This window comes from Desulfamplus magnetovallimortis, assembly GCF_900170035.1.
GTDB classification, from domain to species: domain Bacteria; phylum Desulfobacterota; class Desulfobacteria; order Desulfobacterales; family Desulfobacteraceae; genus Desulfamplus; species Desulfamplus magnetovallimortis.
This window is the reverse complement of record NZ_LT828563.1, coordinates 22,496-45,803: the sequence shown is the minus strand read 5'-3', so window position 1 is coordinate 45,803 and position 23,308 is coordinate 22,496. Positions and strand designations below refer to the sequence as shown.

Below are 23,308 nucleotides of genomic sequence, written 5' to 3'. Positions count from 1 at the left end.
GGAGCGTTTCATGAACGACAACACATTTTACACAAATATTCCCGGCAAAAAGGGAGAGAAACGCATTCCATCCCGTGTGCTTGAAGAGATGATACAGAATGCCGTACAACAGGGCCACAGGGCCATAGAGGTGGCAGCCTACGGGCAGCACGGAATTGGAGGCCGTCTGTGCCTTTCCGGAGATGAAAAGATAAAAATCAGGATTCAGGGCCACTCGGGTCAGCGTACAGGCTCCCTTGGCTATCCTGGTACAGAAATAGAGGTTATGGGACCTGCTTCCGATGATATTGGCTGGCTAAATGCAGGTGCCGAGATAACTGTCCATGGCAATGCATCCAATGGAGCCATGAACGGAGGAGCCCAGGGTAAAGTCTATATTGGAGGCAACATCGGCGCCAGGGGCATGACAATGACCAAGCACAACCCGAGGTTTGCCCCTCCAGAACTCTGGGTACTTGGATCAGCCGGTGACTATTTTGGAGAGTTCATGGCCGGTGGAATTGCAGTTATATGTGGATTTAACGGCGCCACCCCGCATATCTCTCCAAATCACAGTGTACTTGGATATCGCCCCATGGTTGGAATGGTTGGCGGCAAAGTCTTTTTCAGGGGAGAGGCTACAGGTTTCAGTGAAAAGGATGCAAGGCTTATCCCCATCACAGATAATGACTGGGACTGGCTCTGCATAAATCTTGAAATTTTTCTTGGCAAGATCAACAAAAAGGAGCTTTTTGGCACCCTTTCCAAACGATCTGAATGGCAGATCCTGCGTGCCAGGACCCCACAGGAGAAGATGGTTACCCCAGGTTCTCTTTCCATATCAGCATTCCGACAGGATGTGTGGGACAGAGAACTTGGCCGTGGTGGTCTTATAGGTGATCTCCAGGAGATGGAAAGGGGAACCATCCCCCTTATTACAAAGGGAGATTTCCGGCGTATGGTTCCTGTGTGGGAACATGCTGTTTACAAGGCTCCTTGCCAGGCAAACTGCCCCACTGGTATTCCTGTCCAGGAGCGGTGGCATCTTATCAGGAACGGCCTTGCAGATGAAGCACTTACAATGGGTTTGAAATATACTCCGTTTCCGGCAACAGTTTGCGGCCATCTCTGCCCAAGCCCCTGCATGGCATCATGCACAAAAAATCTTCAATACATGACTCCTGTAAATGTAAGACTTTTGGGACGTGCAGGTGAAAAGACAAATCTTCCCGAGATTCCGGAAATTACGGAAAAAAGCGGCAGAAAGATAGCAGTGATAGGAGCAGGGCCTGGTGGTATCTCGGCAGCATGGCATTTAACGCTCAAAGGTCATGATGTTGCTCTTTTTGATGAGTCAAACCAGATCGGAGGCAAAATTTCCTCTGTCATTCCCGATTCAAGAATACCCAAACAGATCCTTGATCAGGAACTTGAAAGGGTAAAACAACTTATTCCGGATATCCGGCTGGATCAGAAAATAACCCCTAAAAACTTTAAGAAAATAAAAAAAGATTTTGAATATGTGGTTGTTGCAGCAGGCTCCAGAAAACCGAGAATGCTGCCGGTTCCAGGAATCGAGTTCGCAGTTCCGGCAAATGACTTTCTGGCACAGGCAAAAGCTGACAAGGCTTCTCCGGGGAAAAAGATTGTAATTATCGGTGCCGGAAATGTGGGGTGTGATGTTGCAACTGAAGCCCACAGAAGCGGAGCTGAAAGTATTTTACTTATAGATGTCCAGAAGCCTGCTGCATTTGGCAAGGAAAAAGAGGATGCAGAAGCTGTGGGTGCAACCTTTCAGTGGCCATGCTTTACAAGGGAGATAACCCCCAAAGGAGTCGTACTTGATGATGGAGAGCTTCTTGAGGCTGACACTGTTATCATTTCCATAGGAGATGCCCCTGACACAGAATTTCTGGGGCCTGACATTGCCACAAGAAACGGTTTTGTCTCGGTAACAGAGTTTAACCAGACCTCTGATCCAGGAATTTTTGCCATTGGAGATATCGTTGGCCCGGGACTTATAACCGATGCCATTGGAGCCGGAAAAAGAACGGCAGAGGCAATTGACAGTATTATTGCCGGCAAAGAGCCTGAGCTTGCTGATACAAGGCCTGAGATCAAAAAATCCAGGGTAAGCCTTGAGTATTTCAATCCCATTATCAAGGAGTTTGACTCTCTTAATCAGTGTGGTGCGGAGTGCGCCTCCTGCGGCCGATGCCGTGATTGCAGTATCTGCGTTCATGTCTGTCCCGAAGGAGCCATCTCCAGAATCGAAAAAGAGGATGGAGGTTTTGAGTACAGAGCAGATCCAGATCTTTGCATCGGATGCGGTTTCTGTAAAGGTGCATGTCCCTGCGGAATATGGGATCTTGTGCCCAACAAGCCGATGTAATAGCCAATGAACAAAAGGGGTGGATGAGTTCATCTACCAATTGCATTTCTGGGTGGCATCCCAAATCCGTTGATCTGATAAGGAAACGACTCTCTTGATAAATATTTCCAGAGAGTCATCCACAGGTTTGGGACACTACCCATTTCTGCACTCACTTCCTTGAACAACAATTACTCAAAATCGACATCTTACTGCTTTATCAGTAGTTATTGCATTTGTCTGAATCAGGATAACCAGGATGGATAGGATGTTCAGGATAGATAATCCTGCCTTATCCTGTTAATCTTGGGAATCCTGATTCAGACAGTATTGACAAGGTTCAAGATGTTATAGGTGTCGATTTTGAGAAATTAAACATAACACCAGATTCTTACAAACATATATCATCAGGAAAAAACATCATGAAAGCCCTACTGGCACTTGAAGACGGCAGAACCTTTCCATGCCGAAGTTTCACAGGATCCGGCGAAGCCTCGGGAGAGGTGGTATTCAACACAAGCATGACAGGCTATCAGGAGATCTTGACCGACCCCTCATACCACGGTCAGATGGTCACCATGACCTGCCCCATGATGGGCAACTATGGCGTATGCCCCGAAGACATGGAGTCTGGCCGCATCCAGGCTGCGGCACTTATAGTGCGTGAATATGTGGATTACCCCAGCAACTGGCGCTCCACAGGAACCCTTGCCGCGTTCCTCAAAAAAGAGGGCATTCTTGGAGTTGAGGATATTGACACCCGTGCTCTGACAAGGCACATCAGAAATGCCGGAGCCATGAGGGCAATAATTTCAACAACAGACCTCGATCCCTCCTCCCTTGTGGAAAAAGCAAAAAAACTTCCTTCAATGGAGGGAAGCAACCTTGCAGAAAAGGTCTCAACAGATACACCCTACCTGTGGCGGAACAATCAACCAGACTATCTCAACAACTGCACACTGCTTGATGACACCATATGGCGCCAAAGAGGAACAAAGCACTCCGTGGCTGCCCTGGATTTTGGTATTAAATACAATATTATCCGTTGCCTTGAAGATGCAGGCTGTGAAGTTCTCGTACTTCCTGCCGCAACCTCTGCCGATGTCATAAAAAGCCTCAACCCGGACGGCATATTTTTATCAAATGGCCCCGGAGATCCAGAACCTTTGCATGGTCCAATTGAGACCATAAAAGAGCTTCTGGGACACCGCCCAATGTTCGGTATATGTCTTGGAATGCAGTTGATGGGCCTTGCCATGGGAGCCAAAACCCACAAGATCAAGTTTGGCCACAGAGGCGGTAACCAGCCTGTAAAAAACTTTGCCACATGCAAGGTGGAGATAACATCCCAGAATCATGGATTTGCAGTGGATCTTGCAACCCTTCCCAAATCTTTAAATGAACAGGGCGCAGTTATGACCCACATAAACCTTAATGAAGAGTCCCTTGAAGGTATCCGGAACGATGCCCTTAAGGCATTTGCCGTGCAGTATCATCCGGAAGCGTCTCCGGGCCCCCACGATGCAGCCTATCTGTTTACACAATTTGCTAAAATGATGGAAAAGTAAAAAGAGACCACCATGCCAAAACGGACAGACATCAAAAAAATTCTGATTATCGGTGCAGGCCCAATTATCATCAGCCAGGCCTGTGAGTTTGACTATTCCGGCACCCAGGCGTGCAAGGCCCTCAAGGAAGAAGGGTATGAAGTTATTCTGATCAACTCCAACCCTGCCACTATCATGACGGATCCTGACACTGCTGACAGGGTTTATATCGAACCTGTGACACCTGAAACTGTGGCCAAAGTGATTGCCAAGGAGCGACCTGACGCCCTTCTTCCCACCCTTGGCGGCCAGACAGGGCTTAATACTGCAATTGAAGTTGCCAGAATGGGTATTCTTGATCAATACAATGTGGAGATGATCGGAGCATCTGTTGAGGCAATCAAAAAAGCCGAGGACAGGGAGCTTTTCAGGGATGCCATGAACCGTATCAACCTTAAAATCCCTGAAAGCGGATTTGCAACAAACATGCATGAAGTTGAAAAAGTTGCAGAAGAGATTGGTTTTCCCATAATTGTACGCCCAAGCTTTACACTTGGCGGCACTGGCGGAGGCGTTGCATACAATCCGGAAGAGCTTGCCATAATGGCAAAAAATGGGCTTGATGCAAGCCTTATCACACAGGTTATGCTGGAACAATCGGTGCTTGGCTGGAAAGAGTATGAGCTTGAGGTGATGAGAGATCACGCAGGCAACGTTGTTATTATCTGCTCCATAGAAAACATTGACCCCATGGGAGTTCACACAGGAGACAGCATAACAGTTGCCCCTGCCCAGACCCTTTCGGACAAGGAGTACCAAAAACTTCGGGATGCATCCATTGCCATAATGCAGGAGATCGGTGTGGATACAGGTGGCTCCAATGTCCAGTTTGCCATCAATCCGGAAGATGGTGACATGATAATTGTGGAGATGAACCCAAGGGTCTCAAGAAGCTCTGCTCTTGCATCAAAAGCCACAGGTTTTCCCATTGCCAAAATTGCTGCAAAGCTTGCGGTTGGCTTTACACTTGATGAGATACCAAACGACATTACAGGTAAAACCCTTGCCTGTTTTGAGCCATCCATTGACTACTGTGTTGTAAAAATACCCAGATGGACATTTGAAAAATTTCCGGAAACAGACGATATTCTTACCACTGCAATGAAGTCTGTGGGAGAGACCATGTCCATAGGAAGAACATTCAAGGAAGCCCTTCAAAAGGGCCTTCGCTCCCTTGAGATCAGCCGTTTCGGATTTGGAGGAGACGGCAAAGATCCCCTTCCTGGAACTGTCTCAAAAACCGAGCTTGAATATCGCCTTGCTACACCCAATTCCCAAAGGATTTTTTACCTGAAACATGCCATGGAAAATGGAATGGATATTGAGACCATCAACAGCCTCACCGGCATTGACCCCTGGTTTCTTTATCAGATGAAACAGCTTGTGGAGTTTGAAAAAAGAATTGTGCTTGCAGGTGCAGATCTTCCCCACGAGATGCTGGAGCAGGCAAAAAGATGGGGATTTTCTGACAGACAGCTTGCCCATCTTACAGGACTTTCTGAGGATAAAATTGAAACCCGCAGAAAGAAACTTGGAATTGTTCCTGCCTACAAACTTGTTGATACATGTGCAGCAGAGTTCAGGGCAGCTACACCTTATTACTACTCCACATATGAGAAAGAGTGCGAAGCAAGGGTAAGCTCGGACAAGAAAAAGGTGATGATTCTTGGGGGAGGCCCAAACCGTATCGGCCAGGGTATAGAGTTTGACTACTGCTGTGTACACGCATCCTTTGCCCTGCGGGAAGAGGGTGTTGAAAGCATCATGGTGAACAGTAACCCGGAAACCGTGAGTACAGACTACGACACCTCTGACAAACTATATTTTGAGCCACTTACACGTGAAGATGTACTTCATATTGTTGAAAAAGAGAGACCCAACGGAGTCATTGTGCAGTTTGGCGGCCAGACACCCTTAAATCTTGCCACAGCACTTAAAAAAGCAGGTGTTCCCATAATCGGCACAAGCCCTGAAAGCATTGATCGCGCTGAGAACCGTGATCTTTTCCAGGAGATGCTCAACAAACTTGGGATTGCACAACCTGCCAACGGCATTGCTGTGAACTTTGAAGATGCAAAAAAAGTTGCTGAAAATATTGGCTACCCTGTAATGGTGCGACCATCTTTTGTTCTTGGCGGAAGGGCCATGAAAATAGTATATGACCCGTCAGAACTTGAAGCCTACTTCAACCTTGCAATATCAGCTTCTCCGGATCATCCTGTTCTGATTGACCAGTTCCTGGAAGATGCATTTGAGCTTGATGTTGATGCAATCTCCGACGGCACAACAACAATAATTGGCGGAATGATGGAGCACATTGAAGAGGCAGGCATACACTCCGGAGATTCTGCATGCGTGCTTCCTCCATACTCCATATCCCAGGAACACATTGAAGAGATGGCAGATGCAACAAGGGCACTTGCAAGGGAGCTTAATGTCATTGGCCTTATGAATATCCAGTTTGCCATAATGGATGACAAGGTATATGTAATTGAGGTGAACCCAAGGGCATCAAGGACTATTCCCTTTGTCAGTAAAGCCACAGGGGTACCACTTGCAAAACTTGCCACAAAAGTGATGCTTGGCAGAACATTGGCAGAACTTGGTCTGACACAGGAGGTAATACCTGCCCACTATTCAGTAAAAGAAGCTGTCATGCCATTTGACAGATTCGCAAAGGTTGACCCTGTTCTTGGCCCTGAGATGAAATCCACAGGCGAAGTCATGGGTATTGACATGGATCTTGGAGCTGCTGTTGCAAAGGCTCAGCTTGGTGCAGGACAGAACCTTCCCACTGAAGGAACTGTATTTATAAGCGTCCAGGACAGTGACAAAATGGCAGCTCTTACTGTGGCAAAGGATTTTTATGATATGGGCTTCAAGATAATGGCCACAAGAGGAACTGCCATGTTTCTTGAAGACAACGCAATACCGGCTAAGGTCGTTGAAAAAGTTTCAACTGGCCGCCCCCATGTTGTGGATGCCGTAAAAAACAATGAGATCCAGTTCATCCTCAACACTGGCTTAAGCAGTCAGACCAAAAGAGATGGATATGAAATAAGACGATCAGCCATCAGGTTCAAAATACCATATGCCACCACAACAGATGGAGCAAAAGCAATTTGCCTTGCTATAAAAGCATTGAAAAAAGAGTGTTTAACCGTCAAATCAATACAAGAGTACCACATATAATAAACTCACAATCGACACTTTGATGGCTTTTTCGGTAGTTACTGAATTTGTCTGAATCAGGATAACCAGGATGAAAAAGATGTTCATGATAGATAATCCTGCCTTATCCTGTTAATCTTGGGAATCCTGATTCAGACAGTGTTGACAAGGCTTACAAGATCATAGGTGTCGACTTTGAGTACATTAATAAGTCCTCATGATTGTGATGAATCACAACTATGTATTAAAATCTTTACATATCAGAGTGTTTATATGAAAGTCTCTGTAACAGGCTGTTTGAAAACGATTTTCATCTCTTCGATTGTGGCGGTGATCAGCCATGTACGTTATAGAAAATTTCTAATAAAATTTCCGGATAAACAATAAACAGGAAAGTACAATGACAGAAAATGAGAGACCCAGGGATGAGTGTGGAGTGTTTGGTTTATACAGGCATCCGGAGGCTGCCCAGTTGACCTACTTTGGGCTTTACGCCTTACAGCATCGTGGACAGGAGAGTGCAGGGATATCTGTTGCGAGGGAGAAGGATAAAATCTTCTCCCACAAAGGAATGGGACTTGTACACGATATCTTTACCATGGATGATCTCAAAAAAATTGAAGGCGGCGGCGGCAGTGCCATCGGCCATGTGCGATACTCAACAACAGGTGACTCAACCCTTACAAATGCCCAGCCCTTTGTGGTGCAGCACAGGGGAAGAGCTTATGCTGTGGCCCATAACGGCAACCTTGTAAATGCCCATATCCTGAAAAGCGAGCTTGAAGAGAATGGCTCCATTTTCCAGACAACAATGGACAGTGAGGTTTTCCTGCATCTTTTTGTAAAAAACCTGAAACAGGGCAATGTCCTCAACGCCATCCAGAAGGTTGTTGCAAAACTTGAAGGAGCATACTCGTTTATTTTGCTCACCTGCAAAGGAGAGGTTATAGGAGTAAAGGATCCTCATGGTTTCCGCCCCCTAGCCCTTGGCAAGCTCAATGGCCATTATGTTCTGGCATCTGAGACATGCGCCTTTGACCTTGTGCAGGCAGACTTTGTAAGGGAGCTTGAACCAGGGGAGATCGTCATTATAAATGAAGATGGCGTAACAAGCATAATGCCGGATAATCCTCCCCAAAAAAAATCCCTCTGTATTTTTGAATATATCTACTTTGCAAGACCAGACAGCACCATATTTGGCAGAAATGTATATGAGATGAGAAAAGCCCACGGACGACAGCTTGCAAGGGAGGCCCATGTGGATGCTGATTTTGTAATGCCATTTCCTGATTCCGGAAACTACTCTGCCATAGGATATGCCGAAGAGTCAGGCATACCCTTTGAGATGGCCATGATCAGAAATCACTATGTGGGCAGAAGCTTTATCCAGCCAACCCAAAGCATGAGGGATTTTGCAGTAAGAGTGAAACTCAATCCGGTAAGGGAACTTATCCGCAACAAAGAGATCATCATCATTGAGGACTCCATCATCAGGGGCACAACTGCAAAAACAAGGGTACAGGCACTGAGAAATCTTGGGGCAAAAAAGGTACACATGCGGATAAGCTGCCCACCACACAGATTTCCATGCTATTATGGAATTGACTTTTCCACCAAAGGCGAGCTTGTGGCAGCAGTAAAGACAGAAGAAGAACTTACACGCTTTCTTGGTCTTGATTCCCTTCATTACCTCACAATTGAGGGAATGCTTGAGGCAAGTGGTGTTGAAAATCCGGAAAATAATTTCTGCAAAGCATGCTTTGACGGCTCCTATCCTGTTGACTTTGATCCAAATTTATCTAAACAGTGTATGGGGTAGTATGAACTTCAGGAATGAAGTCTTAACTAACTTATTGTAGATAATTCCTTATCTTTGTGCCCTTAGCTCGGCAAATGAAAGAATATTATGAAAAAAAAACCGTTGCATTTTCAAAGGACTCATCCAATCTTTTTTTTCATATCCTGACAAAATGCAATCTATCCTGCAAACACTGTTATATAAATCCTGGCCAGCATGGAGAAAATACCCTCTCAATAGAGACCATCCGGCAATGGCTCAATCTCTTTGCTGAAAAATGCAGTCAGATCAATGTAATTTTTCTTGGAGGAGAGCCAACGCTGCATCCAGACCTATTGCTGGCAATAAAAGAGGCAAGATCACTTGGATTCAAATCCATAACCATAGACACAAATGGCTATCTGTTCCACGATATACTGAACAAAATTTCCCCTGATGAAGTTGATTTCATAAGTTTCTCACTTGATGGAGCCACAGAAAAAACCAACGACTCCATAAGGGGCAAATGGTGCTACCAAACCGTTATTGCCGGAGTCAAAAAAGCTGTTGCAGCCGGTTTTTCAACCTCCATGATATACACTGTAAGCAGTGAAAACCTGCATGAACTTTCAATGATGCCTGACCTTGTAAAAGAACTTGGTATTCAGCGCTTTTTCATACAGGTAATAGGCATCAGAGGCAATTCTGCTGAAACACTTTCCAATTTCTATCCCCCCTCTTCAGAATCATCCTACTCAGAAAAAAAGAATAACTTAGAGCTTCCTGATAACTTAAATCTTCCTGATAACTTAGATCTTCCTGATAACTTAGATCTTCCTGATAACTTAGATCTTCCTGATAACTTAGATCTTCCTGATAACCAACCATCTGACAAACATTTTCTGCAGCTCTCAATGGAGCAATGGTTGGAGATTGTGCCAAAAGTGGCAGCACGGGTTGCAAAGCTTGGGATTACTGTCACCTACCCCAAAGTGTTTCTGGAACACGGTGAACCATTCCAGTGTGCAGGGGTTGTTGCTGACAACTATTTTATTTTTCCCAATGGCCGTGTCTATCGCTGTCCCATCTGCGAAGACTACCCTGTTCACAGTCTGGAAATCCAAAACAATACCCTTGTACAAACTGATAAAATAAATGAAGCTGATCTCTTTGGACTTGAAATCCCAGAAGGGTGTGTCATGAACAAGCTGATACAGCCTGGTAATATTAGTTATCACGGAGATGGTACACCATGCCACAGAATTGCCTGCTGTATGCTTAAAGAGGAGATATCGTGAAAACCAGAAACCTCTGCCGGAACTGCATATGTAAAAATCACTTTACGTGATAATGGGTCCATTGTCATACAGTTCAAGGAGAAATGAAATGAAACGGGAATGCTTGAATTGCGGCAAATTCATTGTGCCCGTCAAGGCATTGCCTCTATATACACCTTTACATATTTAGGGCCCAAAAATGACCACAAGAACTGATAAAGTAGCTGAAACTGCTACATTCATAAAGACACATTTTTTCCATACTAACAAAATCCAAATGCCTCAAACAGCTTTTATGACAGGCACAGGTCTTGGAGATAGCACTTCTTCAATGGATATAGAAACATCAATTCCTTACGGAGATATCCCCAATTTTCCTCTTTCCACGGTTGAAAGCCATAAAGGAGAGCTTGTATTTGGATTACTTGGGGCCAAGCCCCTCATGGTGATGCAGGGGCGATTTCATCTATATGAAGGATACTCGCCTCGGGAAGTGACATTTCCCATAAGGGTAATGCAGCATCTCGGGATTAAAAACCTTATCATCAGCAATGCATCGGGGGGACTTAACCTCAATTTCAGGGCAGGTGATATAATGCTAATCACCGACCATATAAACCTTACAGGCTGCAACCCCTTAACAGGCCCCAATGAAGATACATGGGGTATCCGTTTTCCTGATATGACAGAGGTGTATGACAAAGAGCTGAGGACACTGGCTCTCAAGGCAGCACAACAGGTACGGGATTCATCAGGAAATCCCCTCTTCCTCAGACACGGTGTATATGCCGGACTTCAGGGGCCATCACTTGAAACACCTGCCGAAACAAGATATCTTAAAACCATAGGTGCAGATGCTGTTGGTTTCTCTACAATAATGGAGGCAATTGCAGGCGTTCATGCAAACATGAAAATTCTGGGCCTTGCTACAATCACAAATATCAATAATCCAGATGCACCGGAAAAGGCAACTGTTGAGGAGATCATCAATAAAGCCAAATGTACGGCAGGAAAAATTAATCAACTGCTGGTCAACCTGATGACCTTACTATAGATCTGCAAAAAAACAGGAAGCGTTCATGAGTGAAATTGTTCTCATTACCATCAGTGGAAAAGACCGAAAAGGTATAAACAGCCACTTTACCTATATTCTTGCACAATATAACGTCAATATCCTTGATATCGGCCAGTCAGTTATACACGAGCATATTTTGCTTGGCATTCTCATTGAGATACCGGATGAGAAGGATTTTTCCTCAATCTTCAAGGATATGCTATACGAAGGGCACAAGATGTCACTGCAGGTTGACCTCAAGCCTGTGGAGCCAGATCATTATGATAAATGGGTCAAGGCACAGGGCAAAGAGAGAAGAATTATTACTCTGCTTGGAAAGAGGGTAACTGCAAAACAGATATCAAAAGTGACATCCATAATTGCAGAGAACAATCTCAATATTGATATTATCTCCCGACTCACCGGACGAATCTCTTTAAACAATAGCAATGGTAATGCCAATGGTATTATTGCCAACAATGGTATTCTTGACAAAAATACTGCTAACAACATTGACAAAAATATAACCAATACTACCCCTTATAAAAACCAAAGATCCAGGGCATGTATCCAGCTTTCGGTCAGTGGTACCCCTGCAAACCTTCAATCCATGAGAGCGAACTTCATGGAGATATCACGCACAACAGGCATTGATATCTCATTTCATATGGAGAGTGTTTACAGCAAAAACAGAAAACTTGTGGTCTTTGACATGGACTCCACCCTGATACAGGCGGAAGTAATTGATGAACTTGCAAAAATTGCAGGCGTCGGGGATAAAGTGGCTGCCATTACAGAATCGGCAATGCAGGGAAATATGGATTTCAGAGAGAGTTTCCGTCAGCGTGTGGCACTTCTAAAAGGGCTTCCGGAAGAGAAGCTTTACACACTTGCTCCTAAACTTCCGCTTTCGGAAGGTGTGGAGCTTGTCAGCAAAACCCTTAAAGATCTTGGATATAAACTTGGCATTCTCTCAGGTGGATTTACCTTTATGGGAGACTATCTTAAAAAGAAACTCAACTTTGACTATATGTATGCCAACGAACTTGATACTGAAAATGGAGTTGTAACCGGAAAAGTCAGAGGAGAGATCATTGACGGCAGCAAAAAAGCAAGCCTTTTACGTGAAATAGCCCAGCGGGAAAATCTATCTCTTGAACAGACCATTGCTGTCGGAGATGGTGCAAATGATCTTCCCATGCTCACCATTGCAGGACTTGGAGTTGCCTACAATGCAAAGCCTGTAGTAAGGGAGCGGGCAGCAGGAGCTATTTCCAATGTGGGACTTGATGGCCTTTTATATCTCATCGGACTCCATGACAGGGAGATCAAGAGCTGAGATTCCATCAAAAACAGATATGACTCCTCAATAAAGAACAGGATATTTTGCCACGTCAACCAAAAGTAAGTTTGCACTTTTCTGAAAATCATGCTTCAGACAATGTGTAAACTGATCAATAAAGGGCATGCTTCATTTTCCGTTTTACACTTTCCGGAGAAAAAAGCCTGAATGGCGGGAATATCTCACAAAAAAGTGTAAAGTACTTTGGCGACTCTATGAAATATGCCCAATAAAGATAGCAAAAAACAATTGAATTTCAATGACAAATATGTCAATCTATCCATATCAAAATCTGATCATTTTATCCGGACCACTATCTTCTCAAAGACGACACCTATGATTTTTTGAGCTTTGTTAATACTGTCTGAATCAGGATACCCAAGATTAACAAAGATAAGGCAGGATTCTATATCCTGAACATCCTATCCATCCTGGTTATCCTGATTCAGACAAATGGAATAACTATAAAAAAGCAATAAGATGTCGATCTTGAGTATCTTACTAATTTTGGGAGGCGCAAATCATGGGAGAACCAGCATTAAAAGAACGTGTAAGTGACCTTGAAATGGCCATGATGGAACTGGCATATCAATCCATGAAAACTGATATGGCCATCAAGGATCTTGTGAATCAGAACAAATCATTTCAATGGGAAATGAAGGCTTTCAAGGATGAGATGAAAGACTTCAAGGACGAGATGAAAGAGTTCAAGAACGAGATGAAAGACTTCAAGGACGAGATGAAAGAGTTCAAGGATGAGATGAAAGACTTCAAGGACGAGATGAAAGAGTTCAAGAACGAGATGAAACAGTTTAAAACCGACAGCGAGGCTGACCGCAAGCGCATGAATAAACAGTGGGGAGACCTTGCCAACAAGATGGGAACCATTGTGGAAGATATTGTTGCCCCCGGAATGGGCGGTGTGGCAAGGGAGTACTTTCAGGTGGAGGAGTTCAATTATTTTGCAGTACGGGTAAGAACTGTCAAAACCGACGGTAGCTCCCGAAGGGAGTTTGACGTAGTTGCAGAGACACCAGAATTTATCTTTGTTGTTGAGACAAAAGCAACTGCAAGGACAGAGTATATATCTGATTTTATCAAACTCATTCCTGAACTGCCATCGTGGTTTCCTGTTATTGGCGAAAAAACCCTCATTCCTGTATTTGCATCCCTCCATCTCTCTGACGAAAATATCAGATATCTTACCAGAAACAACATAATGGCAATGGCAATGCGGGATGACGGCATGGATTTCTATAATCCGGAGGTCAGGGAGTATCTCTTAAAACAAAATTCCTGATACAGTGGAGAAGGTATATAAATTGCATAAGATTCTATGAAAATAAAACTATTTCATCCCAATCTGCAAACAATAAATACTATATGCCGGAGGCCTCAACCATGCAGAAAACTGAAAAAAACATGATAAAAGAACGCAGACAACATGAACGATACAGGGCACGCGACGGCGCATTTGCTGCAATAAGCCCCAACTCATTCAAACTCGGACAGATAATCAATATCAGCAGGGGTGGATTGGCTTTTCAGTATATTGAGACACAAATTGAGGATTTTGAAAAAGAGGAGAGCCAAATTTTTCTGAGCAGCAAGGGATTTTATGTCAGAGGTCTTGGGTTTCAACAGGTGTCAGACAGGGTTATACCGAGCGAAAACCCATACAGCACACTGACAATGAGACAATGCGCCATTAAATTTGAAAACCTGACAATGGATCAGATGGTAAACATCGACAACTATATTCTTCATAACACAAATCAGTTCACCAATAACTGAATCTGCAACAACTTTTCAAATATTTATATGAAAGTCTCTGTAACAGCCTGTTTTAAAAACGACTTTCACTCCTTAGATTGTGGCAGGTATCCGCCATGTACGTTTATACGGACATCAAAATTTACATTGCACCTCAATCCGGAGGCTCCAGATTGAGTTCAGTTATCTTGGTAAGCAGGGTCTTGTAACTAACCTTTAATATTTTTGATGCTTTTGAACGATTCCATGCTGTTTTATCAAGCACATACTGAATCACCTCTGACTCGACCCTGCTGATGACCTTTTTTTTGATATTCCCAAGGGAAAACTCACGGTTTAAACTATCAAGGCTATCTCCATCCACAAGAAACTCATTCAGGATTGAATCTCCAGGGATATCTCCTTTTCGCCTTCTTGGTTTAACATCCCCTGCCCGTCTGCCATGATATACTTTTCCCTTAGTAGCTTTTTGTGGCAGGGTGCAGTCAGACAACTCCTCTGCATCCCGCCTCTCCTTCCAATCACGCCTCTCTTCTGCATCGCTTCTTTTACTGCCTTCCCTTGTTTTACGGACAGACTCATCACTTTTCCTCCTCCCCTGCCGCCTCTCCCTGCCGGCCCCTGTTCCGTCACGCTCAGTGGAAGGGGATTTATCGTCAAAAGATGCACCACTGGAGTTCCTGCGATCAGCACCAACAACATTTGTATTATCCTTTGATGCTCCGGAATGCGACTCATGGGAAGCGGCATCATGGGCAAGCTCTTCAATAACAGCATTCCAGTCATTTACAACAAGCTGCTTTTTAATTATATTCTGAAGCTGCCTTATATTTCCGGGCCAGGGGAACTGCATCAGTTTATCCAGAACCTTACTGTCAGGCAGTTCTATCTCCCTTGCAGGATACTGGCTCAGATATTGGGAAATGTAGTGATCAACAAGAAGCGGAATATCGTCCCTGCGCTCCCTTAAGGGAGGAATTTCAATCTTGATAATGTTAAGCCGGTAGAAAAGATCAGCCCTGAACTCCCTTTTTTCTATTTTGGCCTCAAGATCCTGGTTGGTTGCAGCAATGAGCCAAACATCGCTTCTGATCTCCTGATCTGAACCAAGCGGAGAAAAAAGACCTGTCTGAAGTACATGGAGAATTTTTGACTGAAGCGATATTGGCATGTCACCAATCTCGTCAAGGAAAAGAACCCCCTTGTCAGCCATCTGGAACTTTCCGCGCCTTGTTTTCATGGCTCCTGTAAAGGCACCTTTGGAATAGCCGTAAAGCTCGCTCTCCAGAAGTGTTTCCGGAAGCGCTGCACAGTTGACTGTAACAAGTGGCCTGCTCTTTCTGGGAGATGCTTCATGAAGGGAGGATGCAACAACACCTTTTCCAACTCCTGTCTCTCCTGTAATCAAAATATTGAGGCAGGTATCAGCAACATTCTTTATAAGATCCCTTATCTCAACAATCTGTCTGCTTTGGCCAATAATGGGTGAAGTCATGATTCGTCATTTTCCATTACAGTATTTTTGGGATTAATGCATTACATATAAAAACATTTAAAACGATAAGTAACATAATTTCAAGAATATTTATTAGAATGTTTACCTCAGCTCACACGCTTACAAGGGGGAGTTACTAAGGACTTTCATCATTCGTTGTTATGCCCTCTCAATCATGAGGGTTATAAGAAGGAAAAATGTTTTTTTAATAGCTGGGAATATAACTCTGTTAAAAAAGTCGGCAAGATAAAAATAAAATTACTAACCTTTTTTTACCAAAAATGTGAAATGAATTACATACTTTTATCACAAGAACTTCCACATTTAAAGAGAAACAATTCATTATAAAACCGTAACACTGCAATAGAAAAACTCCTCTTTTCAAACAGTACCGGCAAGCTGAAAAACCGGCATATAAAGAGCAAGAACAATAAATCCTATTACAAATCCCATAAGAATCATAAGCATAGGCTCAATTATGGATGTAAGGGATGTAAGACCGTTTTCCACATCATCCTCATAAAGGGAAGAGAGTTCCATAAGAATCTCTTCAAGGCTGCTGCTCTGTTCTCCTGCCACGATCATGCTCACAGCAAGCTCAGGAAACACTCCGATCTTTTTAAGGGATTCGGAAAAGCCCTCTCCTTTTTCAACATCAGCGACCACCCCCCGCAATCCCGAACGGATATATGAATTACTTACAAGACCTGAAGCTGTATCAACAGCACCATTGAGTGTAAAACCACTTGAAAGAAGGGTTGAAAGGGTGGAGGTAAATCTTGAAACAGCATATGCCTTTGTAAGGCTTCCTATGTATGGCAGCTTCAATATCCACTTATGGACAATATTTTTGCCGTAATCGCTGCCAAGGCTTATTTTCAATGCAACCACGAAAACCAGTATGACGGCAATAAACCAGAGATATTGCGACTTGAGAAAATCAGCAACACTCATCAGAAGCTGTGTCATAAAGGGAAGTTCTGCACCGGAATCGGTAAAAGAGGAAGTAATTGCCGGAACCACAAATATCATAAGAAAGATCACCACAAAAAACGAGGCAAAGCTTAAGATAACAGGGTAGATGGATGCAGCCTTTACCTTCTGTTTTATGCGCTCTGCTCTTTTCAGGGAATCCACATATTTTGATATGGCCTGGGAAACAGTGCCGTCGCTCTCACCCGCCTTTAATGCTGCCGAGTAGGTGGGGGAAAAGATGTGTTCATGCTTTGAAAAAGCTGTTGAAAGAGATTCTCCATGGGAAACATCTGCCATAATCTCCTTTAATATTGATTGAAATCGCTTGTTCCCCTCTTTTTTAATAAGCATGTCAAGGGCTGCCATAATGGGCATACCGGAGCGCAGAAGAACGGCAAATTCATGGTTAAAGGATATAAATTCCTTTGGTTTCAGAGGTCTTGAAGGTGCAAAGGAAAAAAAAGAGCTGTCTCCGGCACTTTTCTGAATATCCAGAAGAAAGTGCCCTTCCTGGGCAATCCGCTCCTTTGCTGCGGCAACAGAGTCAGCAACAATGGTTCTGGTTAATGCCCGACCTTCTGTTGTTGTGATTGTGCATTTATAAACAGACATGGGATATCACTTCATTTGTTATGGTTATAATGTTATTCAAAGAACACCATAAACACAAAAAGCAGGGCGAGTCAATCGCCCTGCTTTTATGCAGTAATAATATTATAGGATGAAGAGGGTGTTTCAGTTAGATTATGCGGACTCTTTTCGTTTTTTACCCAAGCCGACAACGCCTATGAGGCCGGAACCCAAAAGTAATACAGAAGCTGGGATGGGTACAGGGTTGGTTGGAGTAGGTATCCCCCAAAAAGTTACATGGGAAACATCTTTCAAGTTGTTGTTTGTGTTGTTTGGGTTTTTTATTGTCTCATTCGCCCAAGAGACATCATATAAACCGCCACTAATTTCGTATAATGCAAAATCATTCCCAGCTTTTACAGTATAATAATACACTAATTGGCTCAATTTCGACTTACCAGATTTTACATCATCATCAAACTCTTCTTTTGCTATAAAAACCAAATCAACACCAGTCAGCATTCCTTCAACAGTTGTTTCCCAGTCGTTAGGAGAGGGATAGTCACTTATATGGACACCAGAATTTAATGTTGCACCTAAAGCCACTCCAGAAAAGCCCAAGACAAAAAGCAAACTTATTACATTAATAATTGTCTTTTTCATGTCGATCCCCCTTTTAGTTCCTATCTCAATAGAAATCAAATGATATTATAAATTGTTGTTCCATTTAAAAAGCTAAAAAACTGCCATATCGAAACCTGTTATCATTTTAGCTTAATTGCAAAAAAAGAGTACAAACCTTGAAAGAATCAATTAAAATCGCAACAGCAATAACATATCAGGCTATTTTTTTAATTTTTTTCTGATACTTACCATTCCAAGCAAACCGGAGCCAAAAAGCCATAAAGCCGCGGGTACCGGCACAGGAGAAGATGTACCCTCAATAGTAAGGGTGATATTGTCAAGTTTCATTATGTCATTGAACCAAGTTGATTCAGAAAAATGAAATCCAATTCCACCCTTTTCTAATATAGTATTAAAATAACTATCATCAACATAAAAATAATCAGTTTGCCAGGAATCTTTACTATTTGAGAGGTCTCCAAATTGTATTGTATGGTTATCCGCTTCCATACTCCACCTTTCTTGATAATATCCTGGTAACAATAAGGTACGGTTATTTTCTATGTGCCTAACAGAAATTAAAACAGAGTCAAGTGATGAAAATTGACTCAAATCAAAAAAATCCGAAAAACGAGTACTATTACTATCATCCAATGTCCAATAATCTGAACCATCTGGGCCATTACCTTGAGTTGGTGTATATCCTGACGTCCCATAATCATGAGTTATTGTGGTGGCGGCTGATGCTTGAACTGCCGCAATTAACAATATAAACGAAGCAAGGCAAATCATTTTGATTTTCATAAACAATTCCTTTTTCCTTAGTTTTAAAAATAAAAATTACAAACAACCATTTCAACTGTACAACTACTTTCTTTCAAGGTTTGAACCGGGGGCTATCTTTCTTTTAGACAAATTATTTTAAAAGACTATCTTTAGTGTTTTTTCTAACTATAAAAACCCCAACAATACCAGTTCCCATAAAAACCAATGCCCCAGGGAGCGGTGTTGGTGTTGGTGTTTTTCTTGTTGATGTTTGCAGTATTTCTGTTGATGTTTGCAGTATTTCTCCTGTGGAAGATGCATTATATTTATATTCTACACCGTTACCTTCTACACCGTTACCATAAAACGTAAATTCATATGAACCAGTGTCTAAATGCGTACTCCAAGTTGCAGTACCAGGTGACAAATATTCATTATCATTGAAAATCCAAACAATACGATATTGACTAGAATTACCCACCTCTATGCTGAAATCTACACCGTAACTATTATTAACTTCAAACAAAAGTATTGCAGGGTTGTCTTCATAACTAATAAGAGTACCAGTGTACTCAATGTGCTTATCAGTATTAAATACAAGGGATGCATAACAAGCAAGAGTAGTAAAGAACATGATTCCCAAAAATGTGGTGATAAACATTATTTTTTTCATCGTCATTCTCCTTTCATAAGTTCTGCTACTCTTTTAAAGAAGTCAGAACAGGATTGACATATTGCAGTGAAAAAAGCTGTTTATATGTATTTAAAAATCATGTTCTGACATTTCAGGTAAATTCTTGTGAAGGGGTTTTATGAATATTTTTATGCATCATCAGGATATTACAACACTCTTTTTCTGCGTCTCAGTCCAACAAGTCCTGCCAGGCCGGTGCCGAATAGAAAGACTGTGGCTGGGATGGGGACCGCTGTTTTAATATCATCCACAAAAACCAAACTTGAACCTTTCATAAAAGAAAATGAATTTTCTGTGCTATAACTTCCATACTCAGGAGAAGACGGTGTGTTAAAATAAAATGAAAAAGTATCTGTAGCTCCTATTCCAAGGGCACTAAAAACGTCTTCAAAAGCCACCTGTTCCTTTCTATAGGTATAACCATAATTAGCAAGGATAGTGTCCACTTCATTTTTATTCAATAATTCCATCGAAAGATTAGTTACCTGGCTATAAACGCCAAAAGAAGTCACATCATCAGTCCATACTCCAAAACTATACGAAAGCAGGTTCTCTGAATCAGCCTTTTCAAAAAGGGTTCCCCCTGAACCAACAGCATGTGCAGAGCCTACACCTAAAAAACACATCCCCCCAACCAAACAAGCTATTACAATCAGTTTAAACTTTTTCATCTTCAATTCTCCTTATTGTACTACATTATTATTATATAATGACAAATTCACTTTCTGGTAAAAGACTGAATCCATCAAACCGTGTACTACCCTGAAAAAATCAGTTCCAGCGTTCACCTTTTTCTACAAAAGTTTTTAGCTGGGACTTCTGAACATAACTTAAACCGTTAAATTTTACTCCGATTCGCCTGCTTTTTACAGCCATAGTGCTTTCCATCTCTGAATTAGCATCAAGATTGACGATGTAAACTACTGAACAGGGAACCTTTGTCATATAAAGATCGTTATCAAGAGTAAAAAGATCAACCGAATCGTAATCTGTTCCGTTTTCTGTCTGGGTGAAATATCTGCATGAAAGTCCTCCCATGCTGATATCACATAATTTACCGATTACTGACTTATCCATACCCAATACAGCATATACATCTTTTGAAGGGGTCATTCTGGGGTATTTTCTGATCTCGCTGTGTTTTATCTCTGCTCTTTCCATATTGAAGCTCCTGTTAGATGTATTATATCATGCAATTTTTGAACCATATTTTTAACAACTCAAACAAAAAAGCCGGGCTACCTTATTCAAGGCAACCCGGCTATCTTCTGGAGATCCGTGGCTTTCCGTCACTACTTCGCAGCAGTTTTGGCGCTTTTCTTGTTTTGTTAACTTGGTTATAATTTGTTAACTGGCTCTAAATAGTATTACATAGTAAAATTGTCAACTATTTTCTAAAGTCTTTGAAATGACTTATCCTCTTTTATTGTTTGATTACACAGTAAACGGTCATGGCTGCCATCCAAGCCACCCCCGAATATAGAAAATTGTATCCATTTCCACGGTAAAACATTTATATGAAAAAGAAAAGGGGGATATTTTCCAGTTTTTAGTGGGTATTTTATATACCCATTGTTATCATATCTATCTGATTTAAAAACGAATATTTAAGCCAATACTCTGGCACCTGCAAATATTTTTTTTAAAAAAATATTTGGCATCCTCCATTTATCAGTGTTTTCAACTTCACTCCAGCATATTCTGTCAAAGCCCAGTGCTGTAGCCACAAAACTTTTAAGTCTAAAATCAGGATATCTTGCCATGAGTGTTTTGCTGCAAGCCCTGACCTGCTCCCTTTGCTGTGGATATGGAAACTTCATATTTAACCCCTGTATTTCCTGCTTTGGCAATAGCAATATTTAAAGCCCACATGCATTGTGCCTATTGTAATGTATTTTACACAGCATCTTTCATTTATCAGTTACACATTTTTTAAACCATGATTTTCATGATTAAAGGATTTAGCTTGATTTTTTAATCAAGTTCATACTAAATCCTTTAATCATGGTTCAAAATCTTGAGAAAAGTGTTAACTCGGCAATGAAATATGCCTGATATTTTAGTAATCTAAACATCTTGCTTATGGAGAAATCCCCAACAATGCCTGAATCTCAGCCCGACTTTGACCAAGTGCTGCCACCCGAGCAAATAAAAACAGCGGATTTTTTGAAAACCGAGATTTTTCCCAAACTCCCTGAAGAACATTTTTTCCTGGTAGGCGGAACCGCCATCGCTTTGCATTATGGACACCGCCAAAGCATTGACTTCGATTTTTTTTCCTTCCCCAAAGAGAACAAACCGGATTCTCAAGTCGAAGCGGTTGATCGTTTGTTCAGAAATTACAATTTGTATCATCGAGAAAATATTCCCATTCAATACGGACAACAGCATTACCTTATCAAAGGTGTTGGGATAACTTTTATGGGATTTCAGAACTCACAGGCGGAAAGCGAACTTGAACTTTACAAACTGCCAGTCTTTCCCACGGAAAAAATCTTTGGATTCGACACTTTGAGTATTCGGGATTTAGGGGCTTTGAAAGCCTTTGCCCGCTGCCAGCGTTCCAAAATGAAAGATGTGGTCGATTTGGCAGAAATGCTACGTCATGGAGTCTCTCTGCAAGATATAATCACCACCGCTGAAAAAATTTTCAAGTATGATTTTCATCCGAAAGAATTTTTGACTGCCTGCATGGATTTAGAGGATATATTTGACAACAACGCCATTGATGAACCAATTATGTTTCTGAATGGCAAAGAGACTGACTTCTATATTGATTACCTTAAATCCGCAATCAGGAAATATTATGACAGAACTTCTTAAAAAATCAAAATTGTTACAGACGGATCAAGATACATTGCGCAAAAATTTCAAGCGAATGTTCTGGGATGTTGATACTACCAGACTTGACTTTGAAAAACACCACAAAACCATTATCACTCAGGTTTTTAATTATGGTTCCCCTGAAGAGATACAGGCGTTGTTTGGAATTTACCAGAAAGAGGCGATTAGGGAGGTGCTGAAAAACCCCATCAAAGGCATGTGGTTTCCCACCACCTACAAGGCTTTCTGTAATATGCTGGATGTTGAACCGCAGGAAAAAGCTATTAACCGGATTTTTACTGGGCAGAAACGTAAAAATCCCAACAAACTTTTTGCTGCATTACTGTGGCCCCAGATATAAATTCATACATCTTTTAACAATATTACCAAGACTTCATATGATATCCCCAAGATGCTCTGAAAGATTCATCTTTTTCTGCCTGATATTGAGTTTGTTCCTGATGTTTTTCCTGTGCGTTTTTACAGTACTTTCGGAAATATAAAGGCGCTCTGCAATCTGCTGGGAAGTTTCCCCGTCTCTTATAAGAACGGCAACTTTCATCTCTGTTGGAGTAAGCTCATTAAGGCCATCAGGGCCGTGATTCAGCTCCCTAACAAGGGATTTCACCTGTGCTATAACCATATCTAACTCCAGAGCAAGGGTGTCATTAGGTTTTGCTTCACCTCTTAGAGATACAAGCATTGGAAGTATTCCCTGTTCAATCCGAATGGCAATATCGTGCTCTTTCTGGTGGCTTATCTTCTCATACTTTCTGATGAGAGTGGCAATTGCCTTGTTGGTCTCGAGAAGCTCAACACTTACGCTGTTGTGAATCCTCTGTAGATTTTCAAGCTCACTGTTTTTTCTGGCAAGTTCATTTGCAAGTAAGGCTTCACGTTCACTCAATGAAGACCTTTTGACACTATCGGAGAGAAACGGGATGTTTTTTTGACTGCCGTGTAAATTTTGGTTCACCTTTTCCATCTCCTTTTGTGTTAAAGTGGCAACCT

At 42.2% G+C, this 23,308-nt stretch carries 20 protein-coding genes and 1 riboswitch; of the genes, 11 read left to right on the top strand and 9 right to left on the bottom strand.

The features are described from left to right. The first annotated feature begins 10 nt into the window (after positions 1–10). The 9 genes from MTBBW1_RS24890 (at position 11) to MTBBW1_RS24850 (ending at position 14,372) form a co-directional block, all read left to right on the top strand. A complete protein-coding gene (locus MTBBW1_RS24890) occupies positions 11–2,371 on the top strand; it encodes an FAD-dependent oxidoreductase (RefSeq protein WP_080808997.1) in 2,361 nt (786 codons plus the stop codon). A gap of 401 nt (positions 2,372–2,772) precedes the next feature. Next, positions 2,773–3,918 (top strand): glutamine-hydrolyzing carbamoyl-phosphate synthase small subunit, encoded by a 1,146-nt coding sequence (gene carA / locus MTBBW1_RS24885; protein ID WP_080808993.1) that lies wholly within the window; start codon positions 2,773–2,775, stop codon positions 3,916–3,918. Between the two features lie 12 nt (positions 3,919–3,930). Next, the gene (gene carB / locus MTBBW1_RS24880) at positions 3,931–7,149 is read left to right on the top strand and encodes a carbamoyl-phosphate synthase large subunit (protein WP_080808990.1); all 3,219 of its coding nucleotides are present in this window, start codon (positions 3,931–3,933) and stop codon (positions 7,147–7,149) included. A gap of 379 nt (positions 7,150–7,528) precedes the next feature. Next, positions 7,529–8,947, top strand: a complete 1,419-nt coding sequence (gene purF / locus MTBBW1_RS24875; RefSeq protein ID WP_080808987.1) for an amidophosphoribosyltransferase — start codon at positions 7,529–7,531, stop codon at positions 8,945–8,947. Positions 8,948–9,021: 74 nt separating this feature from the next. After that, on the top strand, positions 9,022–10,203 hold the full coding sequence (locus MTBBW1_RS29840; RefSeq protein WP_245809554.1) for a radical SAM protein: 1,182 nt from the start codon (positions 9,022–9,024) through the stop codon (positions 10,201–10,203). A 178-nt stretch (positions 10,204–10,381) separates the two neighbouring features. Then, a complete protein-coding gene (locus MTBBW1_RS24865) occupies positions 10,382–11,236 on the top strand; it encodes a purine-nucleoside phosphorylase (protein WP_080808985.1) in 855 nt (284 codons plus the stop codon). 25 nt (positions 11,237–11,261) lie between these two features. Continuing rightward, positions 11,262–12,575: a phosphoserine phosphatase SerB gene (gene serB / locus MTBBW1_RS30115; protein WP_080808982.1), complete on the top strand. Its 1,314-nt coding sequence runs from the start codon at positions 11,262–11,264 to the stop codon at positions 12,573–12,575. 526 nt (positions 12,576–13,101) lie between these two features. Then, positions 13,102–13,878 carry a hypothetical protein gene (locus MTBBW1_RS24855; RefSeq protein WP_080808979.1) on the top strand — a complete coding sequence of 259 codons (777 nt, stop codon included), beginning with the start codon at positions 13,102–13,104 and terminating at the stop codon, positions 13,876–13,878. Between the two features lie 101 nt (positions 13,879–13,979). Continuing rightward, positions 13,980–14,372: a PilZ domain-containing protein gene (locus MTBBW1_RS24850; RefSeq protein WP_080808975.1), complete on the top strand. Its 393-nt coding sequence runs from the start codon at positions 13,980–13,982 to the stop codon at positions 14,370–14,372. Between the two features lie 133 nt (positions 14,373–14,505). Here the strand turns inward: MTBBW1_RS24850 and MTBBW1_RS29825 are convergent, their stop codons facing one another. The 8 genes from MTBBW1_RS29825 to MTBBW1_RS24810 all read right to left on the bottom strand — a co-directional run bounded on the left by MTBBW1_RS29825 (position 14,506) and on the right by MTBBW1_RS24810 (position 21,294). Continuing rightward, entirely contained in the window at positions 14,506–15,846 is a 1,341-nt protein-coding gene (locus MTBBW1_RS29825; RefSeq protein WP_245809553.1) for a sigma 54-interacting transcriptional regulator, read from the bottom strand. 381 nt (positions 15,847–16,227) lie between these two features. Then, positions 16,228–17,433 carry a type II secretion system F family protein gene (locus MTBBW1_RS24840; protein WP_080808972.1) on the bottom strand — a complete coding sequence of 402 codons (1,206 nt, stop codon included), beginning with the start codon at positions 17,431–17,433 and terminating at the stop codon, positions 16,228–16,230. A 132-nt stretch (positions 17,434–17,565) separates the two neighbouring features. Next, positions 17,566–18,054 carry a VPLPA-CTERM sorting domain-containing protein gene (locus MTBBW1_RS24835; RefSeq protein ID WP_080808969.1) on the bottom strand — a complete coding sequence of 163 codons (489 nt, stop codon included), beginning with the start codon at positions 18,052–18,054 and terminating at the stop codon, positions 17,566–17,568. Between the two features lie 180 nt (positions 18,055–18,234). Then, complete coding sequence (locus MTBBW1_RS24830) at positions 18,235–18,819, bottom strand: PEP-CTERM sorting domain-containing protein (RefSeq protein WP_080808966.1); 585 nt, start codon at positions 18,817–18,819, stop codon at positions 18,235–18,237. Positions 18,820–18,931: 112 nt separating this feature from the next. Continuing rightward, positions 18,932–19,453 carry a hypothetical protein gene (locus MTBBW1_RS24825; RefSeq protein ID WP_080808964.1) on the bottom strand — a complete coding sequence of 174 codons (522 nt, stop codon included), beginning with the start codon at positions 19,451–19,453 and terminating at the stop codon, positions 18,932–18,934. A gap of 167 nt (positions 19,454–19,620) precedes the next feature. Beyond that, positions 19,621–20,145, bottom strand: coding sequence for a VPLPA-CTERM sorting domain-containing protein (locus MTBBW1_RS24820; RefSeq protein ID WP_080808961.1), 525 nt, complete (start codon positions 20,143–20,145; stop codon positions 19,621–19,623). A 100-nt stretch (positions 20,146–20,245) separates the two neighbouring features. Continuing rightward, on the bottom strand, positions 20,246–20,635 hold the full coding sequence (locus MTBBW1_RS24815; protein ID WP_080808957.1) for a PilZ domain-containing protein: 390 nt from the start codon (positions 20,633–20,635) through the stop codon (positions 20,246–20,248). Positions 20,636–20,722: 87 nt separating this feature from the next. Beyond that, positions 20,723–20,797, bottom strand: a riboswitch (cyclic di-GMP riboswitch). 284 nt (positions 20,798–21,081) lie between these two features. Then, the gene (locus tag MTBBW1_RS24810) at positions 21,082–21,294 is read right to left on the bottom strand and encodes a hypothetical protein (RefSeq protein ID WP_080808954.1); all 213 of its coding nucleotides are present in this window, start codon (positions 21,292–21,294) and stop codon (positions 21,082–21,084) included. Positions 21,295–21,574: 280 nt separating this feature from the next. Here MTBBW1_RS24810 and MTBBW1_RS24805 point away from each other — a divergent pair, with 280 nt between their 5' ends. Together MTBBW1_RS24805 and MTBBW1_RS24800 are read left to right on the top strand one after the other, a co-directional pair. After that, entirely contained in the window at positions 21,575–22,297 is a 723-nt protein-coding gene (locus tag MTBBW1_RS24805) for a nucleotidyl transferase AbiEii/AbiGii toxin family protein (RefSeq protein ID WP_080808951.1), read from the top strand. Beyond that, on the top strand, positions 22,281–22,658 hold the full coding sequence (locus MTBBW1_RS24800; protein ID WP_080808948.1) for a DUF6922 domain-containing protein: 378 nt from the start codon (positions 22,281–22,283) through the stop codon (positions 22,656–22,658). Before MTBBW1_RS24805 ends, MTBBW1_RS24800 begins: the two co-directional genes overlap by 17 nt. Positions 22,659–22,691: 33 nt before the next feature. Here MTBBW1_RS24800 and MTBBW1_RS24795 read toward each other — a convergent pair whose 3' ends face one another. Then, on the bottom strand, positions 22,692–23,273 hold the full coding sequence (locus MTBBW1_RS24795) for a helix-turn-helix transcriptional regulator (RefSeq protein ID WP_186441696.1): 582 nt from the start codon (positions 23,271–23,273) through the stop codon (positions 22,692–22,694). Between the last annotated feature and the right edge of the window lie 35 nt (positions 23,274–23,308).